The following is a 14,961-nucleotide window of genomic DNA, read 5'->3' as shown; positions in this document are numbered from 1 at the left end:
AGGCGCAGATATCCCCGACCATGAACATCCGTGCCATCAGCGATCTACACCTGGCGAGCCCGGCCAATCGCGACGCCCTTCAGGAACTGCCGTTCTATCCCGATGACTGGCTGATCCTTGCCGGCGATGTCGCCGAGCGCTTCGACCATGTGCGGCTCGCCTTCGCCACCCTCACGGAAAAATTCGCCAAGGTGTTCTGGGTGCCGGGCAACCACGACCTGTGGGCGATCCCCGAGGAGGGCGGCAAGGGGCCGGCCCTCGTCGGCGAGGAGCGCTACCGGGCGCTCGTCGACCTTGCCCGCGCCTATGGCGTGGTGACGCCGGAAGATCCGTTCGAGGTCTGGACCGGCCCCGGCGGCCCTTGCGCGATCGCGCCGCTGTTCCTGCTCTACGACTACAGCTTCCGGCCCGACCATATCGGACGGCATGAGGTCGTCGCCTGGGCGCGGGAGCAGAACTCCGTCTGCGCCGACGAGATGTTCCTCAACCCTGCCCCGTTCGAGAGCCGCGAAGCCTGGTGCCAGCGGCGCTGCGACGAGGCCGAGGCGCGGCTCTCGGCCCTGCCGGAGGGCATGGAAACGATCCTCGTCAATCACTTTCCGATGCGCGAGGACCTCATCCGCATTCCCCGGGCGCCGCGCTTTTCGCCCTGGTGCGGCACCAGGCGGACCGAGGACTGGCACCGGCGGTTCAATGCCCGCGTCGTCATCTCCGGCCACATCCACATCCGCCGCACCGACTGGCGCCACGGCACCCGCTTCGAGGAGGTCTCCCTCGGCTATCCGCGCCAGTGGGACCAGGAACGCGGCATGGCGCCATACTTGCGGACGATCCTCGGCGAGGAAGCCGACATTCAGGAGCCGGCGAGCGCCCTCAGGTAATCGAGCGGCGCCGGGCCGGCCTCGATTGCCAGCCGCGCCGGGTCCGGATGGCGGATGGCGAGGGCCATCAGATGGTCCGGGCCGGGGCGCCAGCGGGCGAACTGCCAGTTTGCCGGATCGTCGACGTCCGGGTCGTCGAAGGCGATGGCCAAGGTCTCAAGGTCGAAATGGAAGGCGTCGAGCGGCTGGGAGAGCCCCTTGCCGATCGCCTTCACATAGGCCTCCTTCAGGGTCCAGAAGGTCAGGAACGTCTCGGTTTTCATCGTCTCGGCCGCGTCCGCCAGAACTTGTCGCTCCTTCGGAGCAAAGACCCGTTCGGCGAGCTGCTCGGTGGCGGCCTCGCGCTGCAGCCATTCCACATCGACGCCGATGTCGTTCTCGGCGGTAAGCGCGACGGCGGCAAGGCCTCTGGTGTGGGAGATGTTGACGCGAAGCCGCGGCGCGCCGGCCGGCGAGACCACTTCGGGCTTGCCGTGATCCTCGACCGTGAAGCGCCAGTCGCGCGGCGCCGATCTCGCGCAGCAGGTCAGGAGCCCGCGGCAGAGGGCGTGAGCGGCGATATAGACGTCGCGGTCGCGGTCGAAGTGGAAGCGCTGGGCGCGGGTCAGTTCCTCGTCGGAGAGGAGCGACTCAAGCAAAGGCCAGTCGGCAGCGCCGATGTCGTCAAGGCGGAGCCACCAGGCGCTAACGCGGTCGCGGTCGATCTCCGGCTTGCCGTTCGGGCTTGCCGCATGTGAGAAGGGCGCGTCTTGGGGCGCCTTGCGCTCGCTTTCCGGGGTCTCGTTCATGTCGTCCGTTTCGCCTTGCCTGCCGACGGTGTTCTGCTTCGCCGGCCAGGGCTCCCAGTACTACCACATGGCGGGCGATGTCATGGGGGAGCACGCCGTGTTCAGGCAATGGATGGAGATCGGCGACGAGATCGTGCGGAACGCCGAAGGGTTTTCGCCGCTGGAGGCGATCTATGGCGCGGGCAGGAAGGCGAGCGAGCCCTTCGACCGGCTGGAGCACTCGCACCCGTCGCTCTTCCTGGTGCAGTTCGCGCTCGCCAAGCTGTTGCAGGCAAAGGGTATCAAGCCGGACATGCTCCTCGGCGTCAGCCTCGGCGAGTTCGTTGCCATGAGCGTTGCCGGCATGGTCCCGTTCGAGACGGCGCTCCGTGCCGTCGCCGAACAGCCGCAGGTCTTTGCCAAAACGGCGCCGGCCGGGGCGCTCATCGCGGTGCTGGCGCCGGAGAGCATCCGGGATGACTCAGCGGTCCTTGCCGAGGCGACGGAGATTGCCGGGACCAACGCCGCGGCCCATTGCGTGCTCGCCTGCCCGGCCGTTGAGACCAATCGCGTTCTCGCGGAGTTGCGCCGGCTCGACGTTCCCTTCCAGCAATTGCCGGTGCCGTTCGCCTTCCATTCGCGCTGGGTGGAGAGCGCGAAGGACGCCTATCTTGCCGCCGTCGCCGATCTTGCCTTCGAGACGCCGTTCTGGCCAGTGTGGTCGGCATGCCTTGCCGCCCCGGTCGAGCACGTCGACGGCCCCCTCACCTGGCGCATCGTGCGCGCAGAAATGCGGCTGCGCGACACCTTCTCGGCGATCGAAGCGCGGGGCGGCGCGCGCTATCTCGACCTCAGCCCCAGCGGCAGCCTCGCCGCGGTCCTGCGCCAGGACCTCCGGAGCGGCGGCTCGGAGATCGTCCCGCTCGTCTCGCCCTTCGGCGGCAATTTGAAACGGCTCTCGGCGGTGTTCGATGCGGGCCGATAGCCAGACGCGCGTCCTCAAGAGAACCGGCACCCGCGTTCCGCGGCTGGCTTGACGCTCAACGACGCGGTTCAATGTCCCGTTGTCGGTCCGGGTTGCGCCTCTCCCCGTCTGGTCCGCAGGTCGAGCCCCTTATCCGGGCCACCGAGCCGCGGCAGGCGGCGTTGTGCGTGGTCAGCAGATCGACCGTGTGCCGCGCGATCATGAATTCCTCATCGGTGGCGATAACGTGGACCGGGAGAGACGTGTCGGAGGAGATCAGCGCCTCGGCGTCGGCGTTGCGCGCCGCATCGAGGTCGATGCCGAGCCAGTTCAGATGGGCGCAGACCCCGGCGCGGACCTCGGCGGAGTGTTCGCCGATGCCGGCCGTGAAGACCAGCGCATCGATGCCGCCCATGGAACAGGCCAGGGTGCAGACTTCCTTGGCGACCCGCAGGCAGAAAAGGTCGACGGCCTCGGCACAATGGGGATCGCTGCTGCCCAGGAGCACGCGCATGTCGTTGGAGACGCCGGAAACGCCGAGCAGGCCGGACTGGTGGTAAAGCAGGCGCTCCAGATCGTTCACGTCCATGTCGAACTTGCGCATCAGATAGATCAGGATGCCGGGATCGATGCCGCCGGAGCGGGTGCCCATGGGGACGCCCTCCAGAACGGAAAAGCCCATGGTGGTGTCGATGCTGGTGCCGTCTTTGATGGCGCACAGGCTCGAGCCGTTGCCGAGATGGGCGACGACGACCCGGCCCCTGACGAGATCCGGATGGGTCGCGAGCAACTGACGCGCGACATATTCATAGGAAAGCCCATGGAACCCGTAGCGGCGGATGCCCGCCTCCGTCAGGTGCCTCGGGATGGCATAGGTGGTCGAATTCAACGGCTGGGCGTGATGGAAAGCCGTGTCGAAGCAGGCCACCTGGGGCAGGTCGCCCCGGCTCTCGGCCAGCACCTTGATCGCCGCCACGTTCTGCGGCTGGTGCAGGGGGGCGAGCGGGATGAGCGTTTCCAGCTCGGCCAGAACATCGTCCGTGATCCTCGCCGGGCGATGGAGGTTGGCGCCGCCGTGGACCACCCGGTGGCCGGCCGCCATGAGCGGCAGATCCTGTGGCAGATGGCGTTCGATCCACGATATCAGATGCGGCAACAGCACCGGCACGCTGCCCGTGTCGCGCTCGGCCCAGGATTCGTCGGCGATCGGTTCCCTGGCCGCGGTCTTTGCCGACAGCCGCGCGTCGGTGCCGATGCCGGTCAACTGGCCGGCAAACAGGGGCGTGATTTCCCGGCCTTCCGGATCGACGCGAAAGACGGAGAATTTGACGGAGGACGAGCCGCTGTTGAGGACCAGGAGGGCGCCGCCGGAGAGATTGGCGTGAACGTTCACTGGGCCGCCTCCGGACGGGTCGCGCCGTTCCTTGCGGCCTTGTCGGCCAGCAGCACGGCGAGCGCGCAGGAAGCAAGCCGTGAGGGCAGGCTGTCGGCCCGGCTGGTGAGCATGACGGGGACGGCGGCTCCGAGCACGATGCCGGCGGCATCGGCATGGGCCAGGAACGACAGCTGCTTGACGAGCATGTTGCCGGAGGCAAGCTCCGGCACCAGCAGGATGTCGGGCTGGCCGGCGACCTCGGAGCGGATGCCCTTGGTGCGCGCAGCCTCTGCTGAGATGGCATTGTCGAAGGCCAGCGGGCCGTCGACGATGGCACCCGTTATCTGGCCGCGATCGGCCATCTTGCAGAGCGCTGCGGCATCGACAGTCGACTGGATCTTCGGATTGACCGTCTCCACTGCCGAAAGGATGGCAACGCGTGGCGTCTCGACGCCGAGTACGCTGGCAAGCTCGACGGCATTCTGGATGATGCCCGCCTTGTCGTCGGCTTCCGGGGCGATGTTGACGACGGCGTCGGTGATCAGCAGGGGCTTGGGATAGGTCGGCACCGACATGACGAAGACGTGGCTGATGCGCTTTGACGTGCGCAGGCCCGTGTCGCGCCGCACGATGGCGCCCATCAGCTCGTCGGTGTGCAGCGCGCCCTTCATCACCGCGCCGACCTCGCCGTTCTTGGCAAGCGCCACGCCCTTGAGGGCGGCATCGATCGGGCCCGCCGCGTCGACGATGCGATGGGCGGAGATGTCGAGGCCGAGTTGCTCGGCCAGCGCCTGCATCTGCGCCTGCGGACCGACGAGAACCGGCTCGACCAGGCCCATGGCGGCGCCGGAACAGGCCCCGCGCAGCGAGGTCTCGTCGCAGGGGTAGACGATGGCCGTCGGCAATGGCGGCAGGTCGGCGCATTTGGCGGTCAGCCGGGCGAGCTGGTCGTGGGCGATCCATTGCAGGTCGGGCAATGCCGCGCCGGCCTGGTCGACATGCTCGGACGGGGGAATCACCACCGCCGTGCCGGTGATCACCGGATCGCCGTTCTGGTTGTCGCAGGAGCAGTCGAAGGTCACGCGCTCGTGGCCCTTTTCGGTGCGGCTCTTGTCGGCGACCCGGATCGTGGCCGTCACCGTGTCGCCGACATGCAGGGGGGCGACGAAGGTCAGGTTCTGGCTGAGATAGATGGTCCCCGGACCGGGCAGTCGCGTGCCGAGCAGGCCGGAAAACAGCGAGCTCGTCCACATCCCGTGGCCGATCGGCTGGCGGAAGCGGGAGGTCGCGCCGCCGGAAAAATGCAGCGGATCGACATTGCCCGACATGGCTGCGAACAGGTTGACGTCCGTGGGGGTCAGCTTGCGCTCGATGCTCGCGGTCTGACCGACTTCGAGCTCGTCGAATGTCAGGCTGGTCAGCAACTGATCTGCACGGAAAGAGGGGGGTGTGGCGTTCATAGGATCATGTGCTCTTCTTGCTTTCGGACAGACGTTTCCCGTTGCCGCGAAGATCGACTTCGCAAGCTGGAAGGGGTTTCGGTTTTCGAGCATTGCCGGGCGCAGGAATGCCGTAACACCGAAGCGAGTTCGCAAGTTGCGTGCCAACGCTTTCGCGGCCGATCTGCTGGGCCTGGCCGCGCGCCATCTCAAATCTGAAATGGGGAAATTCTCAAAAAATCTTCAAAAACAACTGCTTGTGCCATTCCATTGTTGAAACGCGGCGGCGCGTCCTTTGCAACGGGCCGCCGCTACCCGCAGCCCTGAAACGCGCACGCGGACAGGCCCGGCAACGGCCCTTGCCGCACGCCGGGCGGTCTCATCTCACGGATGGAAGGCCCTAATGGGTCGTCTCGCTGCGCACCTTGCGCCAGACCGAGGTGCGGCCGATCTTCAACTGGGCGGCCACCGCGGCTAGGTCGTTGTTGTTTCTGACCAGCATTTCGCCGACGACCTTGCGCTCCACCTCGCGGACCAGATCCTTCAGGCCGCAATTCATGTCGACGGACAGCGTCATTACCTGCGGGTCGTCATTGCCCGAGACCTGCAGCATCTGTTCCAGCAACCCGGCCCATTCGGACGGCGCGCTCGCATTGTCGATCAGAAGCGACATCCGCTCCAGGATGTTGGTGAGCTCGCGGATGTTGCCGGGCCAGTCATAGGCGGTCAGAGCCGGCGCGATGGCGACCATGATCTCGGGCGTGACCTGCATGCCGAACAGCGTCAGCAGCTTCTCGGCAATCAACGAGATGTCCTCCTTGCGTTCGCGCAAGGGCGGTATTTTCAGGTTCAAGACGTTGAGGCGGTAGTAGAGGTCGTCCCGGAAGGTGCCTTCCTGGACCTTTTGCAGAAGGTTCTTGTTGGTCGCGCTGATGATCCGAATGTCGACGGCAACGACGCGGTTGCTGCCGACGCGGCGGACCTCGCGCTCCTGCAGGACGCGCAACAGGCGCGCCTGCAGCGCGGCCGGCACTTCGCCGATCTCGTCCAGGAAAATGGTGCCCTGGTGCGCCTCCTCGAACAGGCCGGGCTTGCCTTCCTTCCTGGCGCCGGTGAATGCGCCGCCCTCATAGCCGAACAGCTCGCTCTCCAGAAGCGTTTCGGGGATGGCCGCGCAGTTGACGGCAACGAAGGGGCCCGTCGCGCGGTTGCTGGCCAGGTGCATGCTCTGGGCGAACATTTCCTTGCCGGTACCCGATTCCCCCTCGATGACGACGGAGGCGGCGGCGCGGGCGTAGCGTTTCGCCAGGTCCTTGCACCGGTTCATCTGCGGGTTTTGCGACAGGATGTCGTCGAAGCGGTAGCGCGGGACCAGGCCTTTGCTGCGCAACTGGTTGCGGATCAACGCTTCCAGATGCTGGATGGTGGTGATGTCCTCGAACGAATAGACGGTTCCGATCCGGTTCTGGTCCAGCACCACGGGCTTTTGCCGGATGGCATAGGTGTTGTCCTGGATCTTCTTCAGGTAGCTCGGCTCCTTCTCCTCGGCCTTGAAGGTCATGGCGATGCCGGGATCGCGGACGATGTCGCAGACATTCCGGCCGATGACGTCCGCGTCCCCTGTTTTGCAGATCTTGGCGGCCGTGCCGTTGTAGATGACGACGTTCTTCTCGGTGTCGGTGACGACGATGCCCTCGGAGATGGAATCGAAGACCATTTCCAGGCGCGCGGCCTGGCTGCGCTCGCGCCGCCGGACCTTGATGGCGTGCAGGGCCTCGTGCACCGACCGGAAGATCGAATCCTCGTTCGGCGTGATCTTGACGGTGCGCAGTCCGACCTTCTGGGCGTGGGCGGAAGTGACGCCGCCGCCGAAACAGAAATCGACGCCGATCCTGGCCGCATCGTCGACGAGCCCCGGGATTTCCTCGATATCCCAGAAGAAATACTGAATGACCTCGCACTGGAACAGTTTCTCGATGACGTCGACGCCGGAGAACTTCTTGCGGTAGCAAAAGACCGCCGCGCGGCGAAACGGAGCGTTGAGATGATAGAGCGCGCAGACCAGGTCGAACGACGTGACCGGGATGGCAATGACCGGGATGCCGACGGCGCTGGCGGCGTGCTCCGCGGTGCCCGGCCGGCACAGCACGGCGTCCACCTGCGGCTCGATCTTGCGGGCCAGATCGGGAATAGCGGCAAAGTCGGCGACGAAACTGTGCGGGTGAACGCCGCAATCCCTGGCGATCGATTCAAACGTCTTGCCGATATCGTCCCTGGTCTGAATGAGCGCGATGTTTATGGCATCGCCAAGCGTTTCATGGCGGATCTTTTCCATTGTCGCCCTCAATACTGCGGATCCCGGCACGATACGCCGGCGCGTCTTGCACGCACGATCATACACGGCGCTGGGTCGGGGGCACCCTAAGCCCCATCGCAGTAAGGGACAAGTCGGGCTCTGCCGGCAGCGGCAATTTACTACAGGCCATCACGAACGAATTCGAAAAAGAAACGGACACGGAAGGAAGAATTGCGTATACCAATTCGATAGGCCCTGCCTTTTATTACAACCTAATCTTTCTGCTGACTGCGGATTCCGGCCTGCGTGACGGCGGCGGCATCGCTGGAAGCCGTCTGTTTCGATGCCCCGGCACGATCGGCGGCGGGGCATCGACAAGCTTTTGCGGCCCGTGTCGATGGCGCAAGAGGCCCGCCGCGACGGGGAGCCGACGTTCCGCCGCGGCAGGCCCCTTGCCTTCGGCCGGATCAGATCGAAATGGCGTACCGGTCCACCTTTTCCCAGTCCAGATCGACGCCCATGCCCGGTCCCTTCGGAAGGTGCATGTGTCCGTCCTCGATGACGAGGGGGACCCTCAGCAGGCTGTCGCCCATGTTGTCGACATAGTAGGTGAGTTCACAGGGCAGGCTGACCTGCCGGAACGCACAGGCGAACTGCAGGCCGGCGGCGGTGCCGAAATCGCATTCCGCCTGCAGGCTGACCTGCACCGGGATGTTGGCGCATTCGGCCAGGTGCACGATCTTTCGCGACAGGGTGAAGCCGGTGCGCGGGATCTTGATGCCGACCTGTCCGATCGCACCGAGCCGGATCTGGCGATAGACGTCGGCGACGGTGAAGCTGCTTTCGTCGCTGAGGATCGGCACGTCGACCCGCGCCGCCAGGTCCTTGCGGCCGGCATCGTCTGAGGCGGCCATCGGCTCTTCCAGGCAATCGATGACGCCTTCCAGCGCCCGCATCACGCGGAGTGCATCCTGGCGGCCATAGGCCATGTTGGCGTCGATGTAGAGGCGGGTACCGGCCGGGCTGTTCGCCCGCATTTCCCTCAAGACAGCGATGTCCTCGTCCGGATGCGGGCCGCCCTTGACCTTGAACGCGCGATAGCCTTCGTCGACCTTGGCCTTCATCTCCGCGATCATTTCGTCGACGGGACCGAACCCGATCTGCCAGCAAAGCGGCACCTTGGTGCGGTAGGGGCCGCCGAGGAATTCGGCCACCGAGACGTTGAGCAGCCTGGCGTTCAGATCGTGGAGCGCGACGTCGATGGCGCCCTTTGCCGCCAGGTTCCAGGGCATGTATTCGAACTTCTCCCAGATCGCCTGGAAATTGAAGGAGTCCTGCCCGACGACCATCGGCTTCAGGTGTTCGGTGAGGGCGTGATACATGCCCGCCTGGGTCTCGCCGTAGATCATCGGCCGGGGAATTGCCTCCGAAAGCCCGAAGGTTCCGTCCTCGGCGACGATCTTGACGATCAGGTGTTCGGCCGCCGGCAGCGACCCCGCCGCCCAGACCACCACCCGCTTGTTGGGGATCTTGAACGGGATAACTTCGATATTCGTAATAATCATCTTTTCGACCTTCTTTTTTTCTTCGGAAGTCACCGGGTTTCGGTTTCCCGGGGTCCGGCAGCCGCCGATGCGACATCGATTTCGTGGAGACCCTTGCCGGCTGTTTCCGGACCAAAGAAAATGACCGGGATCATCAGCATGCCGAGCCCGGTCGCAACCAGGAGAGATGCCGACACGGAGGTGAACTCGGCGATGATGCCGAGCAGCGTCGGCGTGATGACGGCCGCGACCTTGCCGAGGGCCACGGAAAAACCGAGGCCGATCGTCCGGACTTCATCGACATAGATTTCGCTGGAATAGGTGATGTAGAGAACGGTAACGCCGACACTTATTCCAATAAAGCAGCCAACGACATACATCAGGATGGCGCTGTGGTTCTCGCTGTACAGCATGTAGTTCAACATGAGGACTGCGAACAGGCCGATGAGCATGTAGGCGGTGAGGACGATCTTGCGCCCGTAGAGGTCGGCCATACGTCCGGCGAGGAGATAGCCGACCGTACCGACGGCCCAGGAGACGAGCGTGAAATAGGACACCTGCTCATTGTCGAAGGCGAAATCGATCGCCAGCGCCCCGGGAAGCCAGACGACGATGCCATAAGCATACATCGCTCCGAACATGTGCAGCACGGTCGCGATGAACGTGCTCTTGAGGTATTTCGGCGTGAACAGTTCGCCATACCCCGTGCGGTGCGGTTTCGCCGCCGCGGTCACCTTGGCGTTTCGGCGTTCTTCGTTGGTTTTGAGCCAGGTCGGGCTTTCCTTCAGCATGGTCAGGATGGGAATGCAGATCGCCAGCCCGGGAATGACCAGGACGAAGTAGCAGGCGCGCCAGCCGAGATCGAACCAGCTTTCGAAGATCAGGAACACAAGCCCGGCCAGAAAGAAGCCGACCGGGTAGCCTGACTGCATGATGCCCATCGCCCAGCCGCGTTTCTTCGGCGAGACGATTTCCGAGACATAGGCCGCGCCGATCGGCCATTCGGCACCCGTGCCGCAGCCCGTGAAAAAACGCCCGATCGCCATCGTGACGACGCTGCCCGACATGCCGACGGCGCAGGTCGCAAGTGAAAACAGGCCGACGCACGTGGTCATGCCGATGCGGCGGCCCTTGCGGTCCGCGAGGAGGGGCAGCACAAGCGACCCGAGCACGGTTCCGGCAAGAAAGACCGACGCCACCAGGCCCATGGTCTTGAGATCGAGACCAAATTCCTCTTTGATCATCGGAAGTGTCAGGGAATAGATCGTACTGTCGGCCGCATCTATGACCCATGCGACAAATACAAAAAACAGTACTTTTTTTGCCATAGAGCTCATTTAACTTACTCCCTTTGCGGAATTATTCTTCCATTTGTTTCTCTTGGGAGACATCCCCGCCGGTGGAGCCAGGTGGAGATGGTGATCGCTCTTGGGCGCCGGCGCATCTTGTCGGCGTCAGGTTGTGGGCAGGATGGGAATTCGGGTCGGATGTGCGCCCATCACGCGCTGCGGCATGCCGGGGCTCAGTCAAGCGCCGGCGACGTGGCCCATCTCGGTGTCCCGACGCACCTTCTTGTCCGGAAAATGCTGCCGGGCCCGATGAGCGTGCTCCGTTGGCTGGCGCGGGCCACCGCCGCGCCGGCCCACGATCGGGGCAAGGCCGCAATCGTCGATTGGCTTGGCCAGAGCACGCCTCGTTCGCTGGAGGTCGCTCGACGTGCCCCGGCCACGTGTCTCGGCAGGTGTGCTTGCCCGGGTACCGGCGTCCACTTCCGGAAGGCGCGCGGAGGAGGGGCGCGCGCCGTCCGGAGCGCCGGCTCAGATCGACGTCAGGAACTCATCGAGATGCTCGGCGACGACCTGCGGGTTTTCGACGGCCAGGAAGTGGCCGTAGTCGGCGACGGGCTTGTAGACGACCCGTTCCGCATTGACCAACCGCGACATGGTCTCCTCGACCATCTTCTCGGTGACGATGGCATCGTCGACACCGTGCACGACGAGGACGGGACAGGTGATCTTGTCCATGGTGCCGCGGACGTCGAAGCCGTTGTACTGGGAAAGGTCGCCCTGCTTGGTGACGCTGATCTCCTGGGCGACGCCCCACATGATGAAGTCGCGCGCTTCCTGGGGACAGGCCCGGCCGATCAGGCACTCGGAGAACTCCACGTGGGAGTGCTGGGCGCTGACATAGGGGTGGTTGAGCAGTTCCAGGATCGAGGCATCGATCGTCGGCGTGTAGTCCGCACCCTGCATCGACAGGATCGCGCCGACCGGATAGTTCTGGGCGATGTAGTAGACGATGTTGCCGCCCATCGAGCAGCCGATGATGATCGGCTTTTCGATCTCCAGCGCTTCGGCGACCGCCCAGACGAAATCGCCGTAGTCGCGGTAGTTGTCGACGACCTTGTTGCCGGGAAGCGGCCAGCTCTTGCCGTGTGCCGGCATGTCGAAGGAATACATCTTGTACTTGTCTTCCAGCAGCTCGAACATGCCGTGGTACTGGCGGTTTTCCCGCCCCGCCGTGTGCAGGCAGATGATGGTGTGCTTGCCGTCGGCGGGACCGTCGTTCATCTCGAAGTAGGTCTTGATGCCTTTGACGGTTTTATAGAAACCCGTGATAGCCATTTCTATGCCTCCACTTTCTTACCGGCAGTGCCTTGTTCTTCGAGAACTTCAGAAAAGACCCGGCAAAGGTAGGCAAGGGCATTGAAGTTCTGGCGGGTGCGCAGCGGCGCGCCCAACAGGCTCAGATTGTTGGGATTGATCTTGGTGATCGAGACGGTCAGGCTCTTGCGCTCGGCGAACTGGCGCCAGTCCTTGGTCGCGCCGGCCACGCCGAGATCAATGCCGGTATTCGGCACGCCGGCCTGGATGGCGATGACCTTGCCCTGGTGCAGCGACAGGGTGAACGCGTCGTCGTCGTATTTGAGCGTCATGTCTCCTGTGAAGAACCGCCCGAAATACCGGTTGGCGAATGTATCAGCGCAGGAGGTATTAATTCTGCGACCGAGCTCTTCTATTGCCTTGATCATGGTCTTGCTCTCGCTTCTTATTCGGCATCAACGAAGATGTTGAGGCCCATGTTTGTTTTGGTGAAGGGTGGGTATCTCCTTGCGCTCTAGCTGACGATGTCGGTCAGTTCCCTACGCGCCGTTTCCGTTCCGAAAATGTAGATGGTCGGGACCATGAGCAGGGCGCCGATCGCGGCGGTCAGTTCTGCGGTCGTGGGGCTGAACTGCTGGGCGACAATGCCGAGCCCCATCATCGAGAAAACGGCGGTCAACCGACCGATGCCGATCGCGATGCTCGTTCCGGTCGCCCGCACGTGGGTGGGGAAGATTTCGCTGGAATAGGCGATCAGGATCGAGTGGAGGCCGACACCGACGCCGATCAGAGCCGTGGCAACGTAGAGGAGCTGCACATTGGGGACTTCCATCGCGGTGGAGAAGTACATCGTCGAAGCACCGCACATGATCAACAGCGAGAACACCAACATGGCGGCACGACGGCCGATGAGATCGCCAACCCGCCCGGCAAGGGCATAGCTGAACACCGCGATGCCCCACATCAGCATGCTCATCCGACCGCGCGTGACGGCGTCCATGCCGAAGTCCTGGGACAGGGCGACGAGGAACCACGTCACGTTGCCCCACGCCCAGAAGGCGCCGAGGGAATGGAGGGTCATCGCAATGAACGTGTTCTTGCGGTACGCCGGCTTGAACAGCTCGCGAATGTTGACCTTCTTCTGGCTCGGGTCCTCGACCGTCTGCTTGCCGAGCGCCTTCATGCGTTCAACTTCTGCGCGGGCGGCCTTCCACTGTTGGCTTTCCTGAAGGACGAAGAGGATGGGGATGATGATCAGCACCGCCACGATCGCCGTCATGGAGAATACGCGCCAGGAGTAGCCCATCGACATCATGAAGGTGAACAGCGCCGCGCACATGAAGAAGCCCAGCGGCGTGCCGGCCTGCATGAGGCCGAGAAGCGTTCCGCGCATCCTTGCCGGAGCGATTTCCGACAGATGCGACGCGCCGATGCCCCACTGGCAGGTCTGTCCGTGGGATGACAGGAAGCGAAGCGGCAGCAGGGCGACGATGCTGTGCGTCAGACCGACCATGCTGTTGAAGACGACCGCCATGGCGACGCTCAGCGCCATGCCGATCTTTCGCCCGTGCCGGTCCGCCACCAGCGGCAGCCAGAGGGCACTGAAGAACCCGCCGAACGAAAAGACACTGGCAACCAGGCCGATCTGGGTGGACGTATAGTGCATTTCCTCCATCATTCCGGGGACGGCGAGCTGGAAGGTGTTGCTGAAGTTCACGAGACACCAGCCGAGCGTGACGATGATGAAGGACGTCACGACATACCTGGTCGAATAGGTGAATTTTGCAGGTGGCACAGCGACTTCCGCGCTGGCGGCATCGTTGGTAGTCAGTGTCGTAGACATGCGCTTTCTCCTGGACGCGCAGCGTCCCTTAGATGATTTGCCGGTCTTTCCATGCGAGGATCTCTTCGGGTGTGAACCCGAAAACCGACCCGTACACTTCCTGATTGTGCTGGCCGAGGGTCGGCGCCGGCGACCTGACGACGGCGTCGGTTTCGGAAAGGCGGAGCGCGGAATTGGTGATCCGCACCGGGCCCGCCTTCGGATGATCGGTTTCGACGAACATGCCGCGGGCCTCCGCGATGTGCGGGTCCGTGCAGACTTGGCCGACGTCGAGAATGGGGGCGGCCGGGACCTTGACGGCGAGCAACGCCGCGACGATGTCGGCGACCTTGCGCGTGGCCGACCATTTCTCGATGTGCTTCTTCAGCTCCTTGCCGTTCTGGACGCGCTTGAAGTTCGTCTCGAACTCCGGCATCTGCAGAAGCTCGGGCATCTCCATGAGGTCGACCAGGACGCGCCACAGCTTGTCGTTGCCGACGGTGATGACAAACCAGCCGTCGCAGGCGCGGAAGGAATCCGCCGGCGCCGCCGACTCGTAGGAATTGCCGCGGCGCTGCGGCACGCGGTTGTCGACCAGATAGTGCTGGTTGAGCGTCATCATGCTCGTCACCAGCGTGTCTTGCAGGGAGATGTCGATCATCTGGCCGCGGCCGCTGGCCTGGCGATGGTTGAGGGCGGCGAGGACGCCCATCACGCCGGTCATGCCGCCCATGACGTCGCAGACCGGTCCGCCGGCGCGCAGCGGCTCGCCGTCCGCCTCGCCCGTCACGCTCATCAGGCCGCTCATCGCCTGGCCGATGAGGTCGTAGCCGGGAAGCTGGCTGTAGGGGCCGTGCTGTCCGAAACCGGAGATGGCCACATAGATGATGCGCGGATTGAGCTCTTTGAGAACCTCGTAGTCGAGGCCGAGCTTCTTCATCGTGCCGGGCTTGAAGTTCTCGATCACGACGTCCGACGTTTCGACCATCTTGAGGAAGATGTCCTTGCCGGTCTTGAGGTTGAGCGTTACCCCCTTCTTCGACCGGTTGAGGTTCATGAAGTAGGAACTCTCGCCGTTGACGAAGGGGTTGAACTGGCGCGCGTCGTCGCCTGAGCCCGGCTGCTCGACCTTGATGACCTCGGCGCCGAGGTCGGCGAGGAGCGCTCCGCAAAGCGGGCCCGCCAGGACGCGCGTGAGGTCAAGGACCCGCACGTTGGCGAGTGCACGGTTCTCTGTCATTTTCTTGAAACTCCTGGGATTTCGACTTCG

General features: G+C 63.9%; 13 protein-coding genes. 3 read left to right on the top strand and 10 right to left on the bottom strand.

Annotation, left to right across the window (positions count from 1 at the left end):
• The first annotated feature begins 20 nt into the window (after positions 1-20).
• Positions 21-881: a metallophosphoesterase family protein gene (locus CH339_RS01545; RefSeq protein WP_111432517.1), complete on the top strand. Its 861-nt coding sequence runs from the start codon at positions 21-23 to the stop codon at positions 879-881.
• On the opposite strand, the gene CH339_RS01540 is transcribed toward CH339_RS01545, so the two are convergent.
• On the bottom strand, positions 854-1,669 hold the full coding sequence (locus CH339_RS01540) for a 4'-phosphopantetheinyl transferase family protein (protein ID WP_111432643.1): 816 nt from the start codon (positions 1,667-1,669) through the stop codon (positions 854-856). The genes CH339_RS01545 and CH339_RS01540 overlap by 28 nt on opposite strands.
• Between CH339_RS01540 and CH339_RS01535 the strand changes: the two genes are divergently transcribed.
• Positions 1,668-2,633: an acyltransferase domain-containing protein gene (locus CH339_RS01535; protein ID WP_170138352.1), complete on the top strand. Its 966-nt coding sequence runs from the start codon at positions 1,668-1,670 to the stop codon at positions 2,631-2,633. The genes CH339_RS01540 and CH339_RS01535 overlap by 2 nt on opposite strands.
• 55 nt (positions 2,634-2,688) lie before the next feature.
• On the opposite strand, the gene CH339_RS01530 is transcribed toward CH339_RS01535, so the two are convergent.
• Positions 2,689-4,005, bottom strand: a complete 1,317-nt coding sequence (locus CH339_RS01530; protein ID WP_111432515.1) for an acetate/propionate family kinase — start codon at positions 4,003-4,005, stop codon at positions 2,689-2,691.
• Positions 4,002-5,447 (bottom strand): bifunctional enoyl-CoA hydratase/phosphate acetyltransferase, encoded by a 1,446-nt coding sequence (locus CH339_RS01525; RefSeq protein WP_111432514.1) that lies wholly within the window; start codon positions 5,445-5,447, stop codon positions 4,002-4,004. Before CH339_RS01525 ends, CH339_RS01530 begins: the two co-directional genes overlap by 4 nt.
• Here CH339_RS01525 and CH339_RS24240 point away from each other — a divergent pair.
• Entirely contained in the window at positions 5,437-5,703 is a 267-nt protein-coding gene (locus tag CH339_RS24240) for a hypothetical protein (RefSeq protein ID WP_146610093.1), read from the top strand. The two genes, CH339_RS01525 and CH339_RS24240, sit on opposite strands and share 11 nt — an antisense overlap.
• Before the next feature lie 123 nt (positions 5,704-5,826).
• On the opposite strand, the gene CH339_RS01520 is transcribed toward CH339_RS24240, so the two are convergent.
• From CH339_RS01520 to CH339_RS01490, 7 genes are all read right to left on the bottom strand, one after another.
• A complete protein-coding gene (locus tag CH339_RS01520) occupies positions 5,827-7,761 on the bottom strand; it encodes a sigma 54-interacting transcriptional regulator (protein WP_111432513.1) in 1,935 nt (644 codons plus the stop codon).
• Between the two features lie 428 nt (positions 7,762-8,189).
• The gene (locus tag CH339_RS01515; RefSeq protein ID WP_146610092.1) at positions 8,190-9,287 is read right to left on the bottom strand and encodes a mandelate racemase/muconate lactonizing enzyme family protein; all 1,098 of its coding nucleotides are present in this window, start codon (positions 9,285-9,287) and stop codon (positions 8,190-8,192) included.
• Positions 9,288-9,316: 29 nt separating this feature from the next.
• A complete protein-coding gene (locus tag CH339_RS01510) occupies positions 9,317-10,603 on the bottom strand; it encodes an MFS transporter (RefSeq protein ID WP_111432511.1) in 1,287 nt (428 codons plus the stop codon).
• Positions 10,604-11,083: 480 nt separating this feature from the next.
• Entirely contained in the window at positions 11,084-11,890 is an 807-nt protein-coding gene (locus CH339_RS01505) for an alpha/beta fold hydrolase (protein ID WP_111432510.1), read from the bottom strand.
• A 2-nt stretch (positions 11,891-11,892) separates the two neighbouring features.
• Positions 11,893-12,297: a hypothetical protein gene (locus CH339_RS01500; protein WP_146610091.1), complete on the bottom strand. Its 405-nt coding sequence runs from the start codon at positions 12,295-12,297 to the stop codon at positions 11,893-11,895.
• Between the two features lie 86 nt (positions 12,298-12,383).
• Complete coding sequence (locus tag CH339_RS01495) at positions 12,384-13,712, bottom strand: MFS transporter (protein ID WP_111432508.1); 1,329 nt, start codon at positions 13,710-13,712, stop codon at positions 12,384-12,386.
• 28 nt (positions 13,713-13,740) lie between these two features.
• Positions 13,741-14,931, bottom strand: coding sequence for a CaiB/BaiF CoA transferase family protein (locus CH339_RS01490; RefSeq protein ID WP_111432507.1), 1,191 nt, complete (start codon positions 14,929-14,931; stop codon positions 13,741-13,743).
• Between the last annotated feature and the right edge of the window lie 30 nt (positions 14,932-14,961).

Source organism: Rhodobium orientis (assembly GCF_003258835.1).
Lineage (GTDB): Bacteria > Pseudomonadota > Alphaproteobacteria > Rhizobiales > Rhodobiaceae > Rhodobium > Rhodobium orientis.
This window is presented reverse-complemented; position numbering and strand designations above follow the sequence as displayed.